Annotated in this window: 19 protein-coding genes; 16 read left to right on the top strand and 3 right to left on the bottom strand. The window is 52.6% G+C overall.

Annotated elements, in window-relative coordinates; all coding sequences use genetic code 11:
- Positions 1-218 precede the first annotated feature (218 nt).
- The 9 genes from typA (at position 219) to holA (ending at position 9,976) form a co-directional block, all read left to right on the top strand.
- Positions 219-2,096, top strand: coding sequence for a translational GTPase TypA (gene typA / locus FYJ62_RS01215; RefSeq protein ID WP_154546961.1), 1,878 nt, complete (start codon positions 219-221; stop codon positions 2,094-2,096).
- 180 nt (positions 2,097-2,276) lie between these two features.
- Complete coding sequence (locus FYJ62_RS01210) at positions 2,277-3,401, top strand: FtsW/RodA/SpoVE family cell cycle protein (RefSeq protein ID WP_229771801.1); 1,125 nt, start codon at positions 2,277-2,279, stop codon at positions 3,399-3,401.
- Complete coding sequence (locus FYJ62_RS01205; RefSeq protein WP_154546960.1) at positions 3,376-3,729, top strand: YlbG family protein; 354 nt, start codon at positions 3,376-3,378, stop codon at positions 3,727-3,729. The genes FYJ62_RS01210 and FYJ62_RS01205 overlap by 26 nt, the downstream gene beginning before the upstream one ends.
- Complete coding sequence (gene rsmD, locus FYJ62_RS01200; RefSeq protein ID WP_206987433.1) at positions 3,726-4,280, top strand: 16S rRNA (guanine(966)-N(2))-methyltransferase RsmD; 555 nt, start codon at positions 3,726-3,728, stop codon at positions 4,278-4,280. Before FYJ62_RS01205 ends, rsmD begins: the two co-directional genes overlap by 4 nt.
- Positions 4,277-4,783, top strand: coding sequence for a pantetheine-phosphate adenylyltransferase (gene coaD, locus FYJ62_RS01195; protein ID WP_154546958.1), 507 nt, complete (start codon positions 4,277-4,279; stop codon positions 4,781-4,783). Before rsmD ends, coaD begins: the two co-directional genes overlap by 4 nt.
- Complete coding sequence (locus tag FYJ62_RS01190) at positions 4,761-5,807, top strand: SepM family pheromone-processing serine protease (protein ID WP_154546957.1); 1,047 nt, start codon at positions 4,761-4,763, stop codon at positions 5,805-5,807. Before coaD ends, FYJ62_RS01190 begins: the two co-directional genes overlap by 23 nt.
- Before the next feature lie 129 nt (positions 5,808-5,936).
- Entirely contained in the window at positions 5,937-6,629 is a 693-nt protein-coding gene (locus tag FYJ62_RS01185) for a helix-hairpin-helix domain-containing protein (protein ID WP_154546956.1), read from the top strand.
- A 31-nt stretch (positions 6,630-6,660) separates the two neighbouring features.
- The gene (locus FYJ62_RS01180; protein WP_407657279.1) at positions 6,661-8,946 is read left to right on the top strand and encodes a DNA internalization-related competence protein ComEC/Rec2; all 2,286 of its coding nucleotides are present in this window, start codon (positions 6,661-6,663) and stop codon (positions 8,944-8,946) included.
- A gap of 43 nt (positions 8,947-8,989) precedes the next feature.
- On the top strand, positions 8,990-9,976 hold the full coding sequence (holA, locus tag FYJ62_RS01175; RefSeq protein ID WP_154546954.1) for a DNA polymerase III subunit delta: 987 nt from the start codon (positions 8,990-8,992) through the stop codon (positions 9,974-9,976).
- A gap of 76 nt (positions 9,977-10,052) precedes the next feature.
- On the opposite strand, the gene rpsT is transcribed toward holA, so the two are convergent.
- A complete protein-coding gene (gene rpsT / locus FYJ62_RS01170; protein WP_154546953.1) occupies positions 10,053-10,304 on the bottom strand; it encodes a 30S ribosomal protein S20 in 252 nt (83 codons plus the stop codon).
- Positions 10,305-10,536: 232 nt separating this feature from the next.
- Between rpsT and rpsO the strand changes: the two genes are divergently transcribed.
- From rpsO to yihA, 7 genes are all read left to right on the top strand, one after another.
- Positions 10,537-10,806 (top strand): 30S ribosomal protein S15, encoded by a 270-nt coding sequence (rpsO, locus tag FYJ62_RS01165; protein WP_154546952.1) that lies wholly within the window; start codon positions 10,537-10,539, stop codon positions 10,804-10,806.
- Positions 10,807-11,061: 255 nt separating this feature from the next.
- The gene (locus tag FYJ62_RS01160; protein WP_154546951.1) at positions 11,062-12,951 is read left to right on the top strand and encodes a ribonuclease J; all 1,890 of its coding nucleotides are present in this window, start codon (positions 11,062-11,064) and stop codon (positions 12,949-12,951) included.
- 2 nt (positions 12,952-12,953) lie between these two features.
- Positions 12,954-13,796, top strand: a complete 843-nt coding sequence (locus FYJ62_RS01155; protein WP_154546950.1) for a tetratricopeptide repeat protein — start codon at positions 12,954-12,956, stop codon at positions 13,794-13,796.
- A gap of 171 nt (positions 13,797-13,967) precedes the next feature.
- Positions 13,968-15,158 carry an elongation factor Tu gene (tuf, locus tag FYJ62_RS01150; protein WP_154546949.1) on the top strand — a complete coding sequence of 397 codons (1,191 nt, stop codon included), beginning with the start codon at positions 13,968-13,970 and terminating at the stop codon, positions 15,156-15,158.
- 187 nt (positions 15,159-15,345) lie between these two features.
- Entirely contained in the window at positions 15,346-16,674 is a 1,329-nt protein-coding gene (gene tig, locus FYJ62_RS01145; RefSeq protein ID WP_154546948.1) for a trigger factor, read from the top strand.
- Positions 16,675-16,833: 159 nt separating this feature from the next.
- Positions 16,834-18,087: an ATP-dependent Clp protease ATP-binding subunit ClpX gene (gene clpX, locus FYJ62_RS01140; RefSeq protein ID WP_154546947.1), complete on the top strand. Its 1,254-nt coding sequence runs from the start codon at positions 16,834-16,836 to the stop codon at positions 18,085-18,087.
- Positions 18,077-18,673: a ribosome biogenesis GTP-binding protein YihA/YsxC gene (gene yihA / locus FYJ62_RS01135; RefSeq protein WP_154546946.1), complete on the top strand. Its 597-nt coding sequence runs from the start codon at positions 18,077-18,079 to the stop codon at positions 18,671-18,673. The genes clpX and yihA overlap by 11 nt, the downstream gene beginning before the upstream one ends.
- 86 nt (positions 18,674-18,759) lie before the next feature.
- Here the strand turns inward: yihA and FYJ62_RS01130 are convergent, their stop codons facing one another.
- Together FYJ62_RS01130 and FYJ62_RS10555 are read right to left on the bottom strand one after the other, a co-directional pair.
- Positions 18,760-20,373, bottom strand: a complete 1,614-nt coding sequence (locus FYJ62_RS01130) for an Mbeg1-like protein (protein ID WP_154546945.1) — start codon at positions 20,371-20,373, stop codon at positions 18,760-18,762.
- 165 nt (positions 20,374-20,538) lie between these two features.
- Positions 20,539-20,688, bottom strand: coding sequence for an SPJ_0845 family protein (locus FYJ62_RS10555; RefSeq protein WP_195837365.1), 150 nt, complete (start codon positions 20,686-20,688; stop codon positions 20,539-20,541).
- Positions 20,689-20,754: the final 66 nt, after the last annotated feature.

Below are 20,754 nucleotides of genomic sequence, written 5' to 3'. Positions count from 1 at the left end.
TTAATATAGTTTAAGCTTCGAGCTGATTTGCTTTTGGCCAGAATGCAAAATGATTTTGGCAAAAGCAGTTCTAATACTAGTTTAAACTAATGAGAAGTTGTTGACCAGCCCCTAAGGAGGTAGTACAATAAATGATTGTAAAAATTATCAACGATTACTTCGGCCAGCCTTATCATAAGAGGGCTAAAGGGAACTGTGATTAAATCACAGTTCTTTTTATGAGGAACGGGGAGGAAACATTTTTGGCAGATCAAAAGAGAAGAGAAAACATTAGAAATATCGCGATTATTGCGCACGTCGACCACGGTAAGACTACCTTGGTCAACCAGCTGTTGAAGCAATCCGATACTTTGCCAGAACACATGAACCTGGAAGACCGGGCAATGGACTCCAACGCCATTGAACGTGAACGCGGGATCACGATTTTGTCAAAGAACACCGCGGTTAAGTACAAGGATACCACGATCAACATCCTGGATACGCCAGGCCACGCCGACTTTGGTGGGGAAGTTGAACGGATCATGCACATGGTTGACGGTGCTTTGCTTTTGGTTGACGCCTACGAAGGCCCAATGCCACAAACTCGCTTCGTTTTGCAAAAGGCCTTGGAAGCCGGCGTTAAGCCAGTTGTCGTTGTCAATAAGATCGACCGTCCAGGCGCCCGCCCAGCTGAAGTCTTGGACGAAGTTCTGGAACTGTTCATTGAACTTGGTGCCAACGATGACCAACTGGAATTCCCAGTTGTCTACGCTTCTGCCCTGAATGGTACTTCAAGCTACTCAGACGACCCAGCTGACCAAGAAGAAACCATGGATCCAATCTTCGATACGATCCTGGAAAACATTCCTGCGCCGCTGGACAACGAAGACGAACCGCTGCAATTCCAGATCACCATGCTGGACTGGGACGACTACGTTGGCCGAATCGGCGTTGGCCGCGTCTTCCGTGGCAAGATCAAGGTCGGCGACGAAGTTACGGTGATGAAGCTTGACGGCACTAAGCAAAACTTCCGCGTGACCAAGCTGTTCGGCTACTTCGGCCTGAAGCGCAACGAAATCAAGGAAGCCAAGGCGGGCGACATCATCGCCATTAGTGGGATCAACGACATCTTCGTCGGCGAAACCATTGCTTCTAAGGATGATCCGGAAGCCCTGCCAGCCCTCCGGATCGACCCGCCAACCCTGCAAATGGACTTCGTTGCCAACGACTCACCATTTGCTGGCCGTGAAGGCAGCCAGGTTACCCCAGCCAAGCTGGAAGAACGCTTGATGCGCCAAACCCGGACTGACGTTTCCCTGAAGGTTGAGCCAACTGACCAATTGAACGCCTGGACTGTTTCCGGCCGTGGTGAGCTGCACTTGTCAATCCTGGTTGAAGAAATGCGCCGTGAAGGCTTTGAACTGCAATTGTCACGTCCAAAGGTTATCTACCGTGAAGTTGACGGCCAATTGTGCGAACCATTTGAAAACGTCCAAGTCGACGTGCCAGACGAATACGTTGGCTCAGTTATCGATGGCCTGTCCCAGCGCAAGGGTGAAATGCAGAACATGGAATCCAAGGGCAACGGCCAAACCCGCCTTGAATTCTCAGTTCCTTCACGTGGCTTGATCGGCTACAACAACGAATTTATGTCAGCCACTGGCGGCTACGGGATCATGAACCACACCTTTGCTGAATACAAGCCAGTCGTTAAGAACTGGAACCCAGGCCGCCGCAACGGTGCCCTTGTTTCCATCAACCAAGGTCAGTCAACCACTTACTCCCTGCAGTCAGTTGAACAGCGCGGTACCTTGTTCATCGGCGCCGGCGTTCAAGTCTACGAAGGGATGATCGTGGGGATGTCATCACGTGACCGCGACATTGCCGTTAACGTCACTAAGGGCAAGAACCTGACCAACACCCGTGCTGCCGGCAAGGACCACGCCGCAGCCATCAGAACTCCAAAGAAGATGACTTTGGAAGAATCAATCGAATTCCTGAACGATGACGAATACTGTGAAGTAACTCCAGAAAGCCTGCGCCTGCGCAAGAAGATCCTGAACACTTCAGAACGTCAAAAGTTCGACAAGAAGAAGGCCAAGACTGAAAGCAAGTAATTCTTGTTTTTTTCAGAAGTCTCTGCTTCAGCGATGAAGCAGGGGCTTTTTTGTTTTATAATAGTAAGCAACTATTGTTTTAAAGAGGGATCAAACGTGAACGAAAATCCAAAATTGGCCTGGCTTAAGAAAAAGCTGCGGGGCATCAACTACCGCATCTTTCTGCCATACATCATTCTGATGACGATGGGGGTGGTTGCCGTCTACTCCGCCAGTTCAGAAATATTGATGATCAGCGGCCGGCCGGCTGCCTATTATGGAATGAAGCAGCTGGCGTATGCAATCATTGGCGTCTTCATCTGCCTGGGCTTATACTCCATCAAATTGGACTGGCTGCAGAACGGGCGGAATCTGTTTCTGCTGATTGCGCTGACCACGGGGCTGCTAGTCTATGTCCGCATCTTTGGCCAGGCGGTCAACGGGGCCAGGGGCTGGATCAACCTGGGCGTAGTCAACGTGCAGCCGCTGGAACTAGCCAAGCTGGCCTTGATCCTGTACCTGGCTGAAATGCTGGCCAAGGCCGACGGGCACCTGGTTCCCGGGCACATCATGGAGCGGCTGCTGCCGCCGGCGATCATCGCCGGGGGCATGATGTTCCTGGTCGTGATTGAGCCAGACTTCGGCGGGACCGCGATTCTGTTTTTTCTGGTCGCGATCATGTACTCCGTTTCCGGGATTCCATCAGGCTACGCCCTGCTGAGCCTGTTTGGCATTGCCGTCCTGGTGGTCGGGGGCTTTTTCCTGATCGTCAGGTGGAATCCGGACTTTTTGCAGCATGTCTACGTCTTCAAGCGTTTTATCGCCTTTTTGAACCCATTCAAAACGGCGGCCAATGAAGGGGCCCAGCTGGTCAACTCCTACTACGCCATCCACAATGGCGGCCTCTTTGGGGTCGGAATCGGCAATTCCATTCAAAAGCGGGGCTACTTGCCAGAGCCTTACACTGACTTCATTTTGTCAATCATTGCCGAAGAAGTCGGCTCAATTGGGGCTCTCCTGGTTCTGGGCCTGCTGTTCTATCTCCTGATTCAGATCATGGAAAACGGCGTCAATGCTGGTTCCCAGTACACGTCTTTGGTCTGCTTCGGGGTTTCGGCCATCATGTTCTTCCAGATCCTGTTCAACGTCGGGGCCGTATTGGGCTTGATGCCGATTACCGGGGTGACCCTGCCCTTTATTTCCTACGGCGGGTCCTCCCTCTTCGTTTTATCGGCCAGCATCGGCTTGGTCATGAACGTGATCGCTGAAGATGACAAATTAAAAGCAAGGAAGCATAGCAATGAGCGTAAACCAAGAACTGTCTGAGCGAGACATCACCCAGCGCACGAGCCTGATCGTCTATCTGCGCAATGCCAGCAACGATCAATTCAAATTGCGCCGCTATGGGGACATCGTTTATTTTTCCAAAAAGCTGCACTACCTGGTGATGTACGTCAATGCCAGTGAGGCAGAAGAGACCGCTGTCCGCCTGCGCGCGCTCAGCTTCGTCAAGGGCGTGGACCTGTCCGCGGCTGACGAGCTCAAGCTGGACAACGAAGACACGGAAAAGCAGCTGACTGAAATGGCCAAGGAGGCCGAAGCCAAACTGGCCGCGGCCAACAATGGCGAAAGAAGCGAGGACTGGATCAAGTGAGAATCATTTCCGGCAAATATGCCAAGCGCAACCTGTTTACTTTGAAGAGCCAGAAGACCCGGCCAACCAGCGACAAGGTCAAGGAATCCTTGTTCAATTCGCTGGGCCAGTTCTTTGCTGGCGGCCAGGTCCTGGACCTGTATGGCGGCTCTGGCGCCCTGGGGATTGAGGCCGTGTCGCGGGGCTGTGACCATGCCGTCTTAAACGACGTCAGCCGGGCCGCGGTGGCCATTATCAAGAAGAACGTGGCTTTGACCAAGGAAGCGGATCGCTTTGACGTGACCAACATGCCGGCCAAGGTAGCCTTGAAAGTCCTGGCCCAAAAGGGCCGCAAGTTCGACCTGGTCTTTTTGGACCCGCCATATGCCAAGCAGCAGATGGTCAAGGATATGACGGCCATGAAGCAGCTGGACTTGCTCAATGACGGCGCGCTGGTCGTGGCCGAGACTGACGACCAGACCGACTTGCCGGCCATCGCGGGCTTTGACCTGCTGAAAGAGCACCATCTGGGCAAGACTTTAGTGAGATTCTATCGAAAGGCAGCAGAATGACGAACGCACTTTTTCCCGGAAGCTTTGATCCGGTAACCAAGGGACACATGGATACGGTCGTGCAGGCGGCCAAAGCCTTTGACCACCTGTATGTGGTCGTGATGACCAATACAAGCAAGCAGCAGCTGTTCACGCCGGCGGAGCGGGCGGATTTTTTGCAAGCTGCGGTGGCTGAAGCTGGCTTGACCAACGTTACGGTCTTGGCCCGGCCAGCCCAATTGACGGTGGACCTGGCCCGGGAGCTGGGGGCTGACGTCTTGGTACGGGGAGTCCGCAACAGCGCCGACTTCCTGTACGAGCAGCAGATTGCCGGGGTAAACGGAAAATTGGCGCCTGACCTGCCAACGGTCTTGTTTTTGGCCAAGCCGGAAAACGCGGCCGTTGCCTCCAGCATGGTCAAAGAAGTGGCCCGCTATGGGGGCCGGGTTGACCAGTTTTTGCCCAAAAAGGCCGCGGCGGCCCTGGAAAAGAGGCTGAAGAATGAAGATCAAGAACAAGAATAAGTTCGCTAAGCGGGCTAAAAAGCTCTTCCTGGGGGCTGCTGCCATCGTGGCCCTGCTGGTGGTGGCCCTCTTGCCAACCAAGTACGTGATTGAGGCGCCCGGGGCTGCCTTGCCGGTGGGCGACTACATCAAGACCAGCGGGGTGAAAAGCCAGAAGAACCTGTATCTGGTGACCGTCAGCGAGCGGCGGGCGGTCCTGGCTGACTATCTCTGGTCCTTTACCCAGCCTTATGAAGAGCGGTTGACCTGGGATGAGGCAACGGGTGGCACCAGCAGCGACCAATACGAGCAGCTGCAGGAATGGTACATGCAGACCAGCCAGCAGAATGCCATCTATTACGCGGCCAAGGCGGCCCATAAGCAGGCCAAGCTGAAGTACCAGGGGGTCTACGTAATGGAGGTCCAGAAGCGCTCGTCTTTTAAGGGCAAGCTGCTCATGGGCGACACCATTGTCGCGGCCAATGGACACAAGTTCCAGTCAACCAAGGGTTTCATGAGCTATTTGCAAAAGCAGCGGATCGGCGACAAGGTCACGATCACGGTTTTGCGCTCCGGGCAAAAGAAGCGTTTTTCCGGTAAGATCGTCAAGGTCAAGGGGACCGGCAAGCCGGGGATCGGGATTTCCATGGTGGAGCGGGTGAAGGTGGAAACCAGCCCGAAGACCACGATTGAAGTCGGTGACATCGGCGGCCCGTCAGCCGGATTGATGTTCAGCCTGGGCTGCTACCAGAACTTTACGGGCAAGAACCTGACCAAGGGCCACAAGGTGGCCGGGACGGGGACGATTGACGCCCAAGGCAAGGTTGGCATTATCGGCGGCGTGGACAAAAAGGTCGTGGCGGCCGACAAGGAGGGGGCAGAGGTCTTCTTTGCCCCAACCGACCGGACTGGCGGGGTCAAGAAGTCCCAGACCAACTATGCCGTAGCCAAGCGGACAGCCAAGAAGCTGGGGACAAAGATGAAGATCGTTCCAGTCGCTGATTTTGAAGACGCGCTGCACTACTTGGAGCAGCACTACAAATAAGGCCAGATTAAGCCAAATCCAATTAGCTGAAGAGCAAGCGCTCTTCAGCTTTTTTCTTGGCAAAATTTTTTGAAATTTTTTTCGGTAAAAAGGGGGTGAAAATGCGTATTAGTAAGTGAGGTGATAAAAATGAAAAAAATCAATCCAGATCAGATCAAAAATTGGCTCCTGGACAAGAAGGTCTACGTCGTGGCCGTGGTTTTGGCCGCGGGTGCCTTCTTTTACTGGCAGCAAAAGCCGCAGCCAGCCGACAATTCAGCGCTCCTGAGCCAGACGAAGCTGCAGTCCAGCAGTCAGTCAGCGGCCAGCCGCCAGACGGGTGCCTCCAGCGCGTCAAGCGCGGCCAGCGGCAAAGTCGTCTGCGATATTTCCGGGGCAGTCAAGGAAGAGGGGGTCTATACCCTGAAAAGCGGCTCCAGGCTGCAGGACCTGATTGACGCGGCGGGCGGCTTGACTTCCCGGGCCCAGATCAAGGCCATCAACCGCAGCCTGCTTCTGCAAGACCAAGACAAGGTCTACATCCCCTATAAGGGGGAAAAGACCGCAGCAGCCCCAACGGCGGGGATGGCCAGCAATGCAGCTGCGTCCAGTTCTTCCAGCTCATCCAGCCCAGCCGCGTCAAGCGCGGCCGGCAAGGTCAACCTGAATACGGCCACGGCTGCTGACTTGCAAAAATTGAATGGGATCGGGGAAAGGAAAGCCGAACAGATTATTGCCTACCGGGAGCAAAAAGGGGGCTTTAAATCTATTGACGAATTAAAGGAAGTGTCAGGCATTGGCGACAAGACTTTCGACGCGCTCAAGGACCAAATTACGGTCTAGCCTGGAGGCTGGCTTTTTCTGCTTATGCGCGCTGTGCGCGGCTTCCCTGGCGGCCTGCATCTGCTTGCCCCAGCTGCCCAGCCGCCTGGCCGCTGGCTTGTTTGCGGCCTATTTTGCCGGCCTGCTTTGGCACAAGTATTCCAGCCTGCGCGCTTTGGCGTTTGCCTTTATGGCCATAATTGGCTTGGCTGTGCTTTTTGGCTTGAGAAAGCCAGCTTTGCTGACCCAGAATCCAGAGACGGTCCTCCTTTATCCCGATGAAGTTCAAGTCAAGGATGGCTGCCTGACCGGCATTGGGCATTTAAAGGACCGCAAGCTGGTGGTTTTTGGCAAGGCTGACGAGCAGCTGGCGGGGTTGGTCATGTCCGGGCAGACCGTGCTGCTTGGTCCTGGAGAGGGCGAGATCAGCGAGCTTGAGCCGGCGACCAACCAGGGGCAGTTTGACTACCGGACCTATTACGCGGCTAAAGGCATCAGCCAGCGGCTGAAGTTCACGGGCGCGGTCCTGGAAGGGACGGAAAATTCGCCAGTCGCCCGTTTGCACGGCCTGCGCCGAAAAATCGCCAGCCGCCTGGCGGTCTTGCCGCGCCTTTTGGCCTTTTTTGCCAGCGAGCTCCTGCTGGCCCAAAATCCCAGCCAGGAAAACGCGGTCAACATGAACAACTACCGGGACCTGGGCGTGATTCACATTTTGAGCATCTCAGGGATGCACGTGGGGATTTACGTCATGGCCCTGTCGCTGGTCTGTGCCTGGGGCCGGCTGACGGAAGAGGAGACTTTTGCCGTCTGCCTGCTCTTTCTGGCTTTTGAGATCTTTTTAAGCGGTTGGCAGCCGGGCTTCATCCGGGCCAGCCTGACCTATGGCCTGCGGCAGGCTTTTTCCTTGAAAAAGGTCCGGGTGACCGGGGCGGACGTGCTGGGGCTGACTTTCCTGCTCCACCTGCTCGTCTGCCCCAGACTCCTGCTGTCGACGGGGGCGGTCTTAAGCTACGTCCTGGCTATGGGCTTGGTGCTGACGCCGGGGATGCCCAAGCTGGCCCAGTCCTGCTGGTTAAACCTCCTGCTAACCCCTTTTCTGCTCAAGAATTTTTACCAGATCAATGTCTGCACGATTTTTTACAACTTCCTGGTGGTGCCCTACTTCAACTGGGTGGTCATGCCGGTCAGCTTGGCCAGCCTGCTTTTGCGGCCTTTTCCAGGAATCCTGCGGATCTTTGAAAGCATCTTGGAGCTGCTTGAGGGCTTGCTGGGGAAAATTTCCCAGCTGGGGATCGGCCGGCTCATTTTTGGCCAGATTACGGCCTTGCAGCTGGCGGGACTTTTCACGCTGACGGCCGCCATCTTGGCCTTGCTTTCAAAAGCACCAAGAGAGAAAGGCGAAATAAGGGCAAAGAAAAAGCTGACCGCTCGCGGTCAGCTGGCTAAGCGCCTGACATATGTCCTGGGCAGCTGCTATTTGCTCTTGTACCTGGGGATTCATTTTCCTTTGAAAGGGCAGGTGACCTTTATCGATGTGGGGCAGGGGGACAGCATTCTGCTGACGACGCCGCTTTTGCGCAAGGTCTACTTGATCGATACGGGCGGGAAGGTGGCTTTTGGCGGCCAAAAGCGGCCAAAGCCAAAGCCCCAGATTGAGTCGATTACCCTCCCTTTTTTGAAATCACAGGGCATCAGCAAGATCGATGCCGTCTTCGTCAGCCACCAGGATGCTGACCATGTCGGTGATCTGGGGCCGCTACTGAGTGAGATCCAGGTTGACCGCCTGTACTTTGGCAAGGGCCTGCTGCAAAATCCCGGCTTTCAAAAACGCCTGGCCGGGAGGATCAAGCAGACCAAGCTGGTGGAGCTGCAGGCCGGAATGCGGGTCTTGGATCAGGGCGGGCACGGAATCGACTTTCTGGTCCTGCATCCCTTGGCAGGGGGACCAGGCGAAAACAAGGACTCCCTGTCCCTGGCCTGCAGCTTGGCCGGCAAGACCTGGGCTTTTACGGGCGACTTGGACCAGGCTGGGGAGCGGCAGATTCTGGAGCGGATGCCCGATTTAAAAGTCGACTACTTCAAGCTGGGCCACCATGGCAGCGACACGTCGTCAGCCCCGGACTTCCTGCAAAGGATCAATCCCCAGCTGGTCTTTATTTCCGCTGGCCGCAACAACCGCTACCACCACCCTAAGCCGGAAACCCTGGCTGCTTTGCGCCAGCTGGGCATCCCTTATTATTCAACCCAGGACTGCGGGATGATCAGCTGGTACTATGGATTAGGCACTAAGCCATATTTTGCTTCCTTTCTGCGCGGCAGACTGCCGGCTGATCCGTAAATATGATAAAGTAAAGGTTAGCTTAGAGAAACGGAGTCCAGTCATGAGTCTATTGTCACTATTTTCCAACAGTCAGCCCAATAATCCCAACGTCCTCTTGCAGGGGCCGGATGCTTTTTTGAACGACTACCTGGCCCGCGACTACGTCAGCGACCCACGCTTTGACGGCTTGGAAAAGGTGACGGTCGACTGTGAGGCGGACTCGCTGGATGACCTGGTGGCCGATTTGGCGGAAGCCAGCCTGTTTGCTACCCAGAAATTGGTCTTGATCAAGAACCCGATTTTTTTGACTGGGAAAATGCCAGCCAAGTACAAAAAGCAGGCTGACCAGCTGCAGGCGATTTTTGACCATGTCGACCAGATCGACGATATTGTGGTCATCGTGGCCAGCTATGAGAAGCTGGACCGGCGCAAGAAGCTCACCAAGAGCGTGGAAAAGGGGCTGAACACGGTCAAGACGGCCATCAAGTCCTATGAAAGCGGCAAGTTCATGCAGGCTCTGATCGCGGCGGAAGGCTACCGCATCGACCGGCCAGCCCTTGACCTGCTCCTTGAGCGCAGCGACCAGGTTGTCGACGCGGCCTTGGGCAACTACAACAAGCTGAAGGCCATCAGCAACTCGAAGACCATCTCAAAGGAATTGGTTGACCGGAACGTTGACATGAGCCTGGCCCAGAACGTCTTTGCCATCCTGGAGGCAGCTTTGGCCCACAACTACCAGGAAGCCAGCGACCGCCTGCAGGCGCAGCTTAGAGAAGGGACCTACCCGGTCCAGCTGGTGGCCGTCTTCATCAGCCAAGTTGAATTTTTGACCTGCGTCAAGGTCTTGAGCCAGCGGCGCAGAAGCGAAAGCGAGATCGTCAAGGAGCTGGGCGCCCACCCGTACCGGGTCAAGACGGCCCTGCGGACCCGCATTGGGGTCAAGCAGCTGGAGCGGATGCTGGGCCGATTGATCGACCTGGACTACAAGTACAAGAATGGGACCTACCGGGACGCCAAGGTTTTGGAGGTCTTCATCCTGTCTTGCTGAAGGACAGAAAAAAGGAAAAATAAAAAGGACGGGAAACATTGCGTTTCTCGTCCTTTCTTGATTTCGTTGCTATTGATTACTTAGCAAGCTTAGCCAAACGACTCTTGTCACGGTTAGCCTTGTTCTTGTGGATCAAGCCCTTTGAAGCAGCCTTGTCCAATTCACGAACAGCAGCAAGGTGTAATTCGGAGGCGTTGTCTGCGCCAGCAGCTGAAGCAGCCTTGAACTTCTTGACAGCAGTTCTCATTTCGCTCAATTGAGCGGCGTTGCGCTTGTTAGCAGCAGCTTGGGTCTTAACACGCTTGATAGCAGATTTGATTTGTGGCATTAGATTCACCTCCAATAATTGTTTAAAATTCACTCAATTATTATACTTAAAGCCAGAGGGTTATGCAAGGACAAATTTTGCTTTTTTTAAAAGCAATTGGCAGATTTGGCTTGCTTTTTTTCGAAAAACAGGTATCATTAAACTTGTTATGAACCCCTAACGTTGTCTGCTCGCTCCACCTGACGGCGGACGCTGTTAATGGGCAATTTTTAATCAGAAAGGTGCAAACAGAATGGCTGTTTCAAAAGAAAGAAAGAACGAAATCATCAAGGAATACGCAACCCACGAAGGCGACACTGGCTCAGTAGAAGTACAAGTTGCTGTTTTGACTGAAGACATCAACAACTTGACTGAACACATGCGTCAACACTCACACGACCACCACTCATACGTTGGTCTGTTGAAGAAGATCGGTCACCGTCGTAACTTGCTTCGTTACCTGCAAGAAAACGACTTGGAACGCTACCGCGCATTGATCGCTCGCTTGGGTCTGCGTCGTTAATTCTGACAAAGATCGCGCTAAGAGGCTGGGTTTCCCCAGCCTCTTTTATTTTTTCTCTTTTGTTTCTTTTCCTGTTTGCCTTTCTTCGCTGCTGCTTGTGGCTGGCTAATTTTTTGCCAGGGCCTCTCGACTACCGCGGACATGATGTTTATGATAAAATTAATAAGATTCAAAACGTTGTGATCGCTTTAGATCCATATTTTTTAAGACAGTAATGCAATTAAGCTAGTTATTTTGCGAGAAAAGGGGAGAGTCATGTCAGACCAACTAAAAATCATGATATTAAGCGGCGTGCGCGAACAGGGCAAGGATATGTTCGCAGTGCAAGTTAAGGACGAGATCTTCGTGCTTGATGCAGGGCTGAAGTACCCTGACAGCTCCTTGTTCGGGATCGACGTCGTGATTCCAGACATGGAATTCTTTAAGCAATACGGCGACCAGGTGGCGGGGATCTTCCTGACCCACGGGCATGCCGACTCAATCGGTGCCTTGCCGTACATCTTGCGCAACTGGGACATCCCGGTCTTCGGGTCCAAGCTGACCATCGAGCTGGCCAAGATTGACGTTCAAAGAGAAAACAAGCGCAGAAACAATGACTTGTTCAACGTGATCGATGCCGACACGGAAATTGACTTCAGAAACGCGTCCGTTTCCTTCTTCCACACGACCCACTCAGTGCCTGACTCACTGGGGGTCGTAGTCCACACGCCAATGGGCGAGGTCGTCTATACTGGCGACTTCAAGTTCGATCCATCAGCCCGGCCGGACTACCGGACCGACATGGGCCGCTTGGCTGAAATCCAAGAGGGCGGCGTCTTAGCCCTGCTGAGCGACTCTTCAAACGCGGAAGCCAACTTCCCAAATGCCAGTGAAAATGAAGTCGGCACTTACATTACCAACGTCTTCCGCAATGCCAGCGGCAGAATCATCGTTGCCGCCAAGGCTTCCAATCTCAACCGGGTGCAGCAGGTCATCAGCGCCGCGGCCGCGACTGGCCGCCGGGTTCTGCTGACTGGCCGGGACGTGGCCAAGATCGTGCACACGGCTATGAAGCTGGGCTACCTGGAAGTGCCAGACGGCTTGCTGATGAAGGTCAAGGAGCTCAAGGACGTGCCTGAAGAGAAGACGGTCATTCTGGAAACCGGCCGCATGGGCGAGCCGCTCCACTCCTTGCAGAAGATGGCTAACAACCGCCACCGGATGATCAAGATCCACTCAGGCGACCTGGTCTTCATCGCGACTACCCCGTCCCATGCTGTGGAAACCACGGTTGCCGTTACCAGCGACATGGTTTACCGGGCTGGTGGCACGGTCATTGAACTGGGCCGCAACATGCACACCAGCGGCCATGCTACTGGCCGCGACATCCAGACCATGATCGACCTGCTCAAGCCGAAGTTCCTGATTCCAGTCATCGGCGACTACCGGCTGCTGGAAAAGGTCAAGGATTTGGCCGAGGAAACCGGCATGCCGGCTGACAACGTCTTCATCACCCAAAACGGCGATTGCCTGGCCTATGATGAAAAGCGTGACCGCTTGGTCCGTGATGCTGCCGTGCCAGGCGAAGACACCATGATCGATGGCTCCGGCGTCGGCGACGTCGGCAATATCGTCCTGCGCGACCGGGAAGTCTTGTCAGATGACGGGATCTTCATCGCCGTGGTGACGATTGACCGCAAGAAGAAGAAGATCATTGCCGAGCCGCAAGTCACCAGCCGGGGCTTTGTCTACATCAAGGCCAACCACAAGCTGATGGAAGACTCGATTCAGGTCATCAAGGACGCCATCCAAGCCAACTTTGAACACAAGAAGTTTGACTGGTCTGAGCTCAAGCAGGATATCCGCAACAACCTGGAAAAGTTCCTCTACAAGCAGACCAATCGGCACCCAGTCGTTCTGCCAGTCGTAATGGAAGTCAACCAGAACCGCCACCGCGCGATGCAAAAGCGGACTGAAGACCAAGAGAAGGGCGAAGAGGCTGGCAAGACCCCAAGCAAGAAAGGGACCAAGAAGACTGGCAAGGCTGCTAAGAAGCACGCCCAAAACAAGAAGGCTCCGAAAAACGGCAAAGGAAAGCCTGGCCAAAAGCCCAGAAGCGCCAAGAAGACCGGCAAGCCCCAAGGACAGAAGGCAGGCAAGGAATAAGGATGACAAACGTTAGTCAAGCGAACCTGCTGGCTTTAGCCCGGGCTTGTGAAGCCAAAGGCGACAGCGAAGGGGCCATTGCCAATCTGGAAGAGGCCCTGCGCTCTGGCTTTGACAATGCCGTAGGGGCTGAATTGGCGAAAGTCTACCGCCTTAACGGACAAGAAGATCAGGCATATGCCGTTTTAAAGACGGCGCCTGATCTTTTTTCTGACCAGGCCTTGTTTGAAGAATACCAGCAAACGCTAAAGGCCAATCACTATTTGATTGAAGCCTTGCAGGTCAAGCACCTTACCGGCGGCCAGTTGGAAATTCCGGTTGAAGCGGCCAGCTTGGCCCAGCAGCAAGAGATCATGCAGAATTTCCGCAAAGCCGCGGTCGTCACCAACGTCCACTATCAAAGCCTTTTTAAACTGGATTTGCCCAGCTACCTGCCCTTTGTCCAAAGCCTGCTGCTTGATCCAAGCCAGGGCTTTGCCTTGCGCCTGGCGCTTTGCGAGGATCTGGTCAAGCTGGGAATTGACCAGAAAATCAGCGTCTTGACCTTGGGCGAGGTCAAGACTTTCGTGCCAAGCACGGCCAGCCTCTTGCGCCAAGACCCGGTCTACCGGGAGGCAATCGGCTCAGTGGCGGACAAGCTGCGCCGCCGGCCCAGCGAATTGCCGCTATACTTGAATGAAGCCAACCTGGCGCTGGGATCCCTGTATCCGTTTATTGCAGACTATGTATCCAACCCGGATTCATTTGCCAAAGCCTTGCTGAGCTACCTGCAAAAGCAGGGCGGATTTGAGTATCAGGACCTGCTTGACCGGATCTATCAAAAAAATGCGGCCAGTTTTGAGTAAATTACTTTACATTTAGGGTGCATTTAGTATAATCATTTTTGGACATTTTCAAAGGAGATGCGCATTTCATACTAGCGTATCTCTGATGAAAGTAGTACAATATTCAACAGAGAATCATCCGTTAGTTTTGTCTCAACGGACTTCTTGTAAAATTTCAGGAGGGTCATTTTAATGGCAGAAAAAGAACATTACGTTAGAACTAAGCCACACGTTAACATTGGTACTATTGGCCACGTTGACCACGGTAAGACTACTTTAACCGCAGCTATCACTACTGTGTTGGCTAAGAAGGGTTTGGCACAAGCTGAAGATTACTCACAAATCGACGCTGCTCCAGAAGAAAAGGAACGTGGTATCACTATCAACACTGCCCACGTTGAATACGAAACTGAAAAGCGCCACTACGCCCACATGGACGCCCCAGGCCACGCCGACTACATCAAGAACATGATCACTGGTGCGGCTCAAATGGATGGTGCCATCTTGGTTGTTGCCGCAACTGACGGTCCTATGCCACAAACTCGTGAACACATTTTGTTGGCTCGTCAGGTTGGTGTTAAATACATCGTTGTCTTCTTGAACAAGTGCGACCTTGTTGACGACCCAGAATTGATCGACCTGGTTGAAATGGAAGTAAGAGACTTGCTTTCAGAATACGGTTACCCTGGTGACGACGTTCCTGTTGTTCGTGGTTCAGCTTTGAAGGCCCTTGAAGGCGATGAAGAAGCTCAAAAGAAGATCGAAGAATTGATGGACGTTGTTGACGAATACATCCCAACTCCAGAACGTGACACTGACAAGCCATTCTTGATGCCAGTTGAAGACGTCTTCACTATCACTGGTCGTGGTACTGTTGCTTCAGGTCGTATCGACCGTGGTACTGTTAAGGTCGGCGACGAAGTTGAAATCGTTGGTTTGGTAGAAAAGGTTCTTAAGTCAGTTGTAACTGGTTTGGAAATGTTCCACAAGACTCTTGACTTGGGTGAAGCCGGCGACAACGTTGGTGTATTGCTGCGTGGTATCGACCGTGACCAAGTTGTTCGTGGTCAAGTTCTGGCAGCTCCAGGCTCAATCAAGACTCACGAAACTTTCAAGGGTCAAGTCTACATCTTGAGCAAGGACGAAGGTGGCCGTCACACTCCATTCTTCTCAGACTACCGTCCACAATTCTACTTCCACACCACTGACATTACTGGTGAAATCGAATTGCCAGAAGGTACTGAAATGGTTATGCCTGGTGACAACACTGAATTCTCAGTTACTCTGATCAAGCCAGCCGCTATCGAAGTTGGTACTAAGTTCACTATCCGTGAAGGTGGTAGAACTGTTGGTGCCGGCCAAGTTACTGAAATTGACGACTAATTGATTAGTTCAATAATTTATTAGTTCTAACAGTAAGAAAAAGACGTTCTTCTCTGAAGAACGCCTTTTTTATTGTAAATATTCGCTATTTTGAGGCAGTTTCATTGTTTTTTGCCCGTCTTTAAGGTAATATATTTAAAGTATGCAAAGTAGCAAACTCAAAATAGACATTGGAGGTATTTGATTAATGTCTGCTAATTGGAAAACCACCGGTAAGACCACTGGTGAACTTACTTTCGAAATTTCTCAAGATGAAGTAAAGAAGAGCTTGGACCAGGCTTTCAAGCGCGTCAAGAAGAACCTGCGCGTGCCTGGCTTCCGTAAGGGTCACGTTTCCCGCGTAATCTTTGACCAATACTACGGTGAAGAAGCACTTTACGAAGACGCTTTGAACATTGCTTTGCCAAAGGCTTACTCAGAAGCCGTTAAAGAAGCTGGCATCAAGGCTGTTGGCCAACCGCAAATCGCCCCTATTTCATTGGAAAAGGGCAAGGCTTGGGAAATGAAGGCTACTGTGACTGTCGAACCAGAAGTCAAGCTTGGCCAATACAAGGAAATCGAAGTTCCAAAGCAAAACACCCGTGTCTACCAAAAGGACATCGACGCTGAACTGACTAAGCGCCAAGAACAAAACGCTGAAATGGTCTTGAAGAACGGCAAGGCTGAAAACGGCGACACTGTTACGATCGATTACGTTGGGACTGTAGACGGCAAGGAATTTGACGGCGGCTCAGCTCAAAACTACTCACTGGAATTGGGCTCACAAACCTTCATTCCTGGCTTTGAAGACCAACTTGTTGGCCATGAAGCCGGCGACGAAGTAGACGTAGTCGTTACCTTCCCAGAAGACTACGGCGCTAAGGACTTGGCTGGCAAGGAAGCTCACTTCCAAACCAAGATCCACGAAGTCAAGTCAAAGCAATTGCCAGAACTTGACGACGAATTCGCTAAGGACGTTGACGACTCAGTTGAAACCTTGGACGAATTGAAGGACAAGATCAAGGCTGACCTGAAGGCTGACAAGGAAGAAGCCGCTAAGCGCGCTATCCAAGAAGCAGCAATCACCACTGCCGTTAAGAACGCTACTGTAGACGAAATTCCTGACGTCATGATCCAAGAAGACGTTGACACGCAACTCAACCAATACTTGGGCGACATGCAACGTCAAGGAATTGACCCAGCTACTTACTTCAAGCTGACCAATACCACTGAAGACCAGCTGCGCAAGCAACTTTCAGCCAACGCTGCTGAACGCGTTAAGACCAACCTGGTTCTTGAAGCAATCGTTAAGGCTGAAGGCTTCACTGCTTCTGAAGAAGAAATCGACAACGAAATCAAGGAATTGGCCCACGAATACAACATGGACGAAAAGGTTGTTCGCAACACTTTGAGCAACGAAATGCTGTCACACGACATCAACGTTCGCAAGGCCATGGACTTGATCACTGACTCCGCAAAGCAAGTTGCTAAAGCTAAGCTTGAAGAAGGCAGCGATGACGAACAGTCAGAAGACTAATGAATTTAAGCTGCTAGCTTAGATTTATTTGGAACCCCGTAATGGCTCTGGGCCATGCGGGGTTTTTCTTTGGACCTTTTTAGCCTTTTTAATGCTTAATTTAGGCAATGAAGGCTCTTTTATGCTAATCTAGTCTTTAGCAAATAGAGGAGGGAATACATGGCTACAAAGTTTACAGATCCAGAAGAAGTGAGATGCTCATTCTGCGGGAAATCTGCCAGCCAAGTTAAGAAGATGATCGCCGGCAACGGCGTGTATATCTGCAACGAGGACGTTGACCTCGCCAAGCATATTATCGATGATGAATTGCGACTGGATTCGCTCAAGGAAGCGCGGGAGCTGCCAAAGCCAATGGAAATCAAGCAGCAGCTTGACCAATACGTGATCGGGCAGGACAGAGCCAAGCGCGTGTTGTCCGTGGCCGTTTACAACCATTACAAGCGGATCAGCCAAATGGACGTGGATTCTTCAACGGAATTGCAAAAGTCCAACATTGCCTTGATCGGGCCGACTGGCTCAGGCAAGACCTACCTGGCCCAAACTCTGGCCAGAATCTTGAACGTGCCATTCGCGATCGCGGATGCCACGACTTTGACTGAAGCCGGCTATGTGGGTGAAGACGTGGAGAACATTCTGCTCAAGCTCTTGCAAAACGCTGACTACGACTTGGAAAGAGCTCAGCGCGGGATTATCTACATTGATGAAATCGACAAGATCTCCAAGAAGTCGGAAAACGTCTCAATTACCCGGGACGTTTCTGGGGAAGGCGTGCAGCAGGCGCTTTTGAAGATCTTGGAAGGCACGATCGCTTCCGTTCCGCCGCAGGGCGGCCGCAAGCACCCGCAGCAGGAAATGATCCGGATGGATACGACCAACATTCTCTTCATCGTCGGCGGTGCCTTTGACGGGATCGAACAGATCGTCAAGAACCGCTTAGGCAAGAAGACGATCGGCTTTGGGGCTGAGCAAGAGGCTGGCAAGGTTGATGATGACAACTGGAACCAGTTCCTGACGACGGGCGACTTGGTCAAGTTTGGGCTGATTCCGGAATTCATCGGCCGGATTCCAATCATCACAACCCTTGACCGGCTGGACGCGGATGACCTGGTCCGGATTCTGACTGAGCCAAAGAATGCCTTGGTCAAGCAATACCAGAAGCTCTTGTCTCTTGACGGGGTTGACCTGGAATTTGAACCTGCCGCCGTGCGGGAAATTGCCAACCTGGCCATTGAGCGCAAGATGGGGGCTAGAGGCCTGCGGACCATCATTGAAAACTCCCTGATGGACGTCATGTACAAGACGCCTAGCGAAAAGGACATTGCCAAGGTCATCATTACGCCGGAAACCATCAGCGGGATGGGCAAGCCAAAGATTGTCCGCCGAGAATTGAAAGAGGTCGCCGATGATCGTTAAAAGCAGCGAATTTACGACCAGCGCGGTCTATGAGAGCCAGTATCCAACCGATGGCTTGGATGAGATCGCTTTGGCTGGCCGTTCCAATGTCGGCAAGTCCAGCCTGATCAATACCCTGCTGAAGCGGAAGAACCTGGCCAGAACCTCATCATCGCCGGGCAAGACCCAGACTTTGAACTTCTACAAGGTCAATGGCGACTTTTACCTGGTCGACGTGCCAGGCTATGGCTACGCCAAGGTGTCAAAGAAGCAGCGGGAAGAATTTGGCCAGATGATCCAGGACTACCTGGAAACCCGGGCCTACCTGAAGGGCTTAATCATCTTGATTGATGGCCGCCATGCCCCAACTGATGATGACATCGCGATGTTTGACTATGCCCAGTACCTGAAGCTGCCAATTCTGGTAGTGGCGACCAAGATGGACAAGGTTAAGAAGAATGCCTTCAACAAGACCTATTCCGCCTTTAACAAGGCCTTGGGCCTGAGCAAGCTGGACAATGTCGACTTCCTGTGCTTTTCATCCGTGGATAAGCTCCACGTGGATGAATTGGGCAAGTGGATTGACGATCGCCTGCAGGAAGACTAGGCAGATGCATATTAAGCAGTCAAAAAGATAAAAACAAAAAACTGTTGCGCGGCAAGCGCAACAGTTTTTTAGTCTTTTCTTTCGGATTACCGGTGCCGTTTTGGCATCTTTGGCCGGTGGGTGAAGAGCTCGCCAAGCAGCTTGAAGGCCCCATAGGCGATCAGAAGGGCGCCGATGATGATGATTGACCGGTGGTTGAAGTATTCCGGATTGATGATCACCACGATGCCCAGGGCAAAAGAAATCAAGGCTTCAGCCCCTGTAATGATCATCCGGAAAATGCCATGCTCCTTGTGGAGGATGATCTTCCGGCTGCGGCCGTAGGCATAAAAGAGGAGGAAGATCCCCAGGAAGTAGTGGGCCAGGAAGATCAGCAGCTGGTTGTTGGACAAAAGGGCGACCGAGACCGCGAACAGGATCAGGTAGGTGATGATGAAAAAGCGCTTCTGCTGGGGCTTAAAGGCGGAGACGGAAACTTTCAGGATATGGTTGAAACTGAACATGATCCCGCCGGCGGCTACCAGAACGCCGAAGGCTTTAAAGGCATAGTTAGGCGCGGTCAAGCTGATGATGCCGGCCAGGACCAAGAGCCAGCCGGTCAGGCTGTCTCTGGAGAAGAGGGCCGAACCGATCTGCTGGTCCTTGATCATTCTCCAGATGGAGCTGAACAGGTTGCCCAGGACGAACTTGGTTCTTCTGGAGGAGTTGGCCACTGACAAAAGGATGGCCCCAAAGCCGCCAAAACCGTTCTTGTCCAGCTGGTTGATCTTGGTTGACCCACTGGCCGCCAGGGCGTCAAACAGGTCGTTGGTCAAGGCCTCACGCTCGTCCAGCTTGGCTTCGCCGATCCATTGGCTGATCAACTGGTTGTAGATCCGCGACTCTGAGTTGGGCCGCTTGCGGGTCACGAACTGGTGGCCCTTGATCTGCCAGGAGTAGGTGTCGTGCTGGGCCAGGTTGCCGTTGGTTGAGTAGACGATCGTAGGCTCAATGTCCTTTGGCTCAAACAGGCGGCCAATGATGGAGTAGTCTGGCACATAGCGGTGCAGAATTCGCTTGAGATAATCGCCGTTGCAGTCGCCGGACACTTCATCGGCCAGGCCAGGACTGTCAAAAGTATAGACGGCCTTGATCCGGTCATGGTACTGGCTGGCCAGGTGAATGGCCGCGTATTCGGCCAGGTTGCCGCCCTTGGAGTGGCCACCCAAGATATATGGGGCGCTGTCTTCGTTCAGGATCTTGGTCATGTACCTGACGCTCATCGTCTGTGCCCGGGTCTCCTTAAAGGAAATCTCAAAGTCTTCCTTCCAGCCCACCAGGGTGTCGTCAGTGCCGCGGAAAGCCACGAAGTGGGTATCATCCTCCAGGACCACCTTGACGGCGCTGAATTGGCTTTGGTCGGTCAAAGTCGTGTTAAAGTGCGACAGCTTGGCCTTTTTGAAGCGGTCAGCCTCCGACATCAGGCGGAAGAGCTGCTGGTACTGGGACGCGTCGCGCTCATGCTCTTCTTTGGCGAAGTATTTCTTGGCGGCACTGTCCAGAGTAACGTATTTCTTCCCCGCCGGAATGTAGTCCTCTAAGTTCAAGTATGAAAAAATTGCCAGCACCAAGGCGTCGATCTCATTGAATGGCGACTTGTCCAGGGGGATGTCGCCGCGCCATTCCAAATAGGTCAGCAGGTTGCTGTTGTCATTGTCCATTGCCGCTCACTTCCTAACGCATAGTCGATTGCTTCTTCTAATTTTTATTTTAGCCTAAATGTAGTGCTGGCGGGGATGAAAACGCCTAATTTTTACCTGCCTTTAGAAAAAATTAGCGGTCAAAAAATGGCAAAAAAAGAGACCATCAGTTGATGGTCAGGCAGCTTACTTGTGTTCGTCCGCGGCTTTATCGTCTTTCTTGGTGTCTTTGGCATCCTTGCCTGCGCCTTTTGGCGTCTTCTTTGGGTCAGGGACGCTGGCAAACTTGTCGAACAAGCGGTCCAGGTCATTGTTGTTTCTAAAGGTCAAGCCCATCTGTTTCTCCTCCTTTGGTCAGCTTTTGAATCAATTATAGCGATTCTTTGCGTGAAAAGCCAATTC

Origin of the sequence: Lactobacillus porci, from assembly GCF_009695985.1 — a bacterium.
Lineage (GTDB): Bacteria > Bacillota > Bacilli > Lactobacillales > Lactobacillaceae > Lactobacillus > Lactobacillus absianus.
Note: the sequence above shows the minus strand (reverse complement) of the source record. Positions and strands in the feature narration are given on the sequence as shown.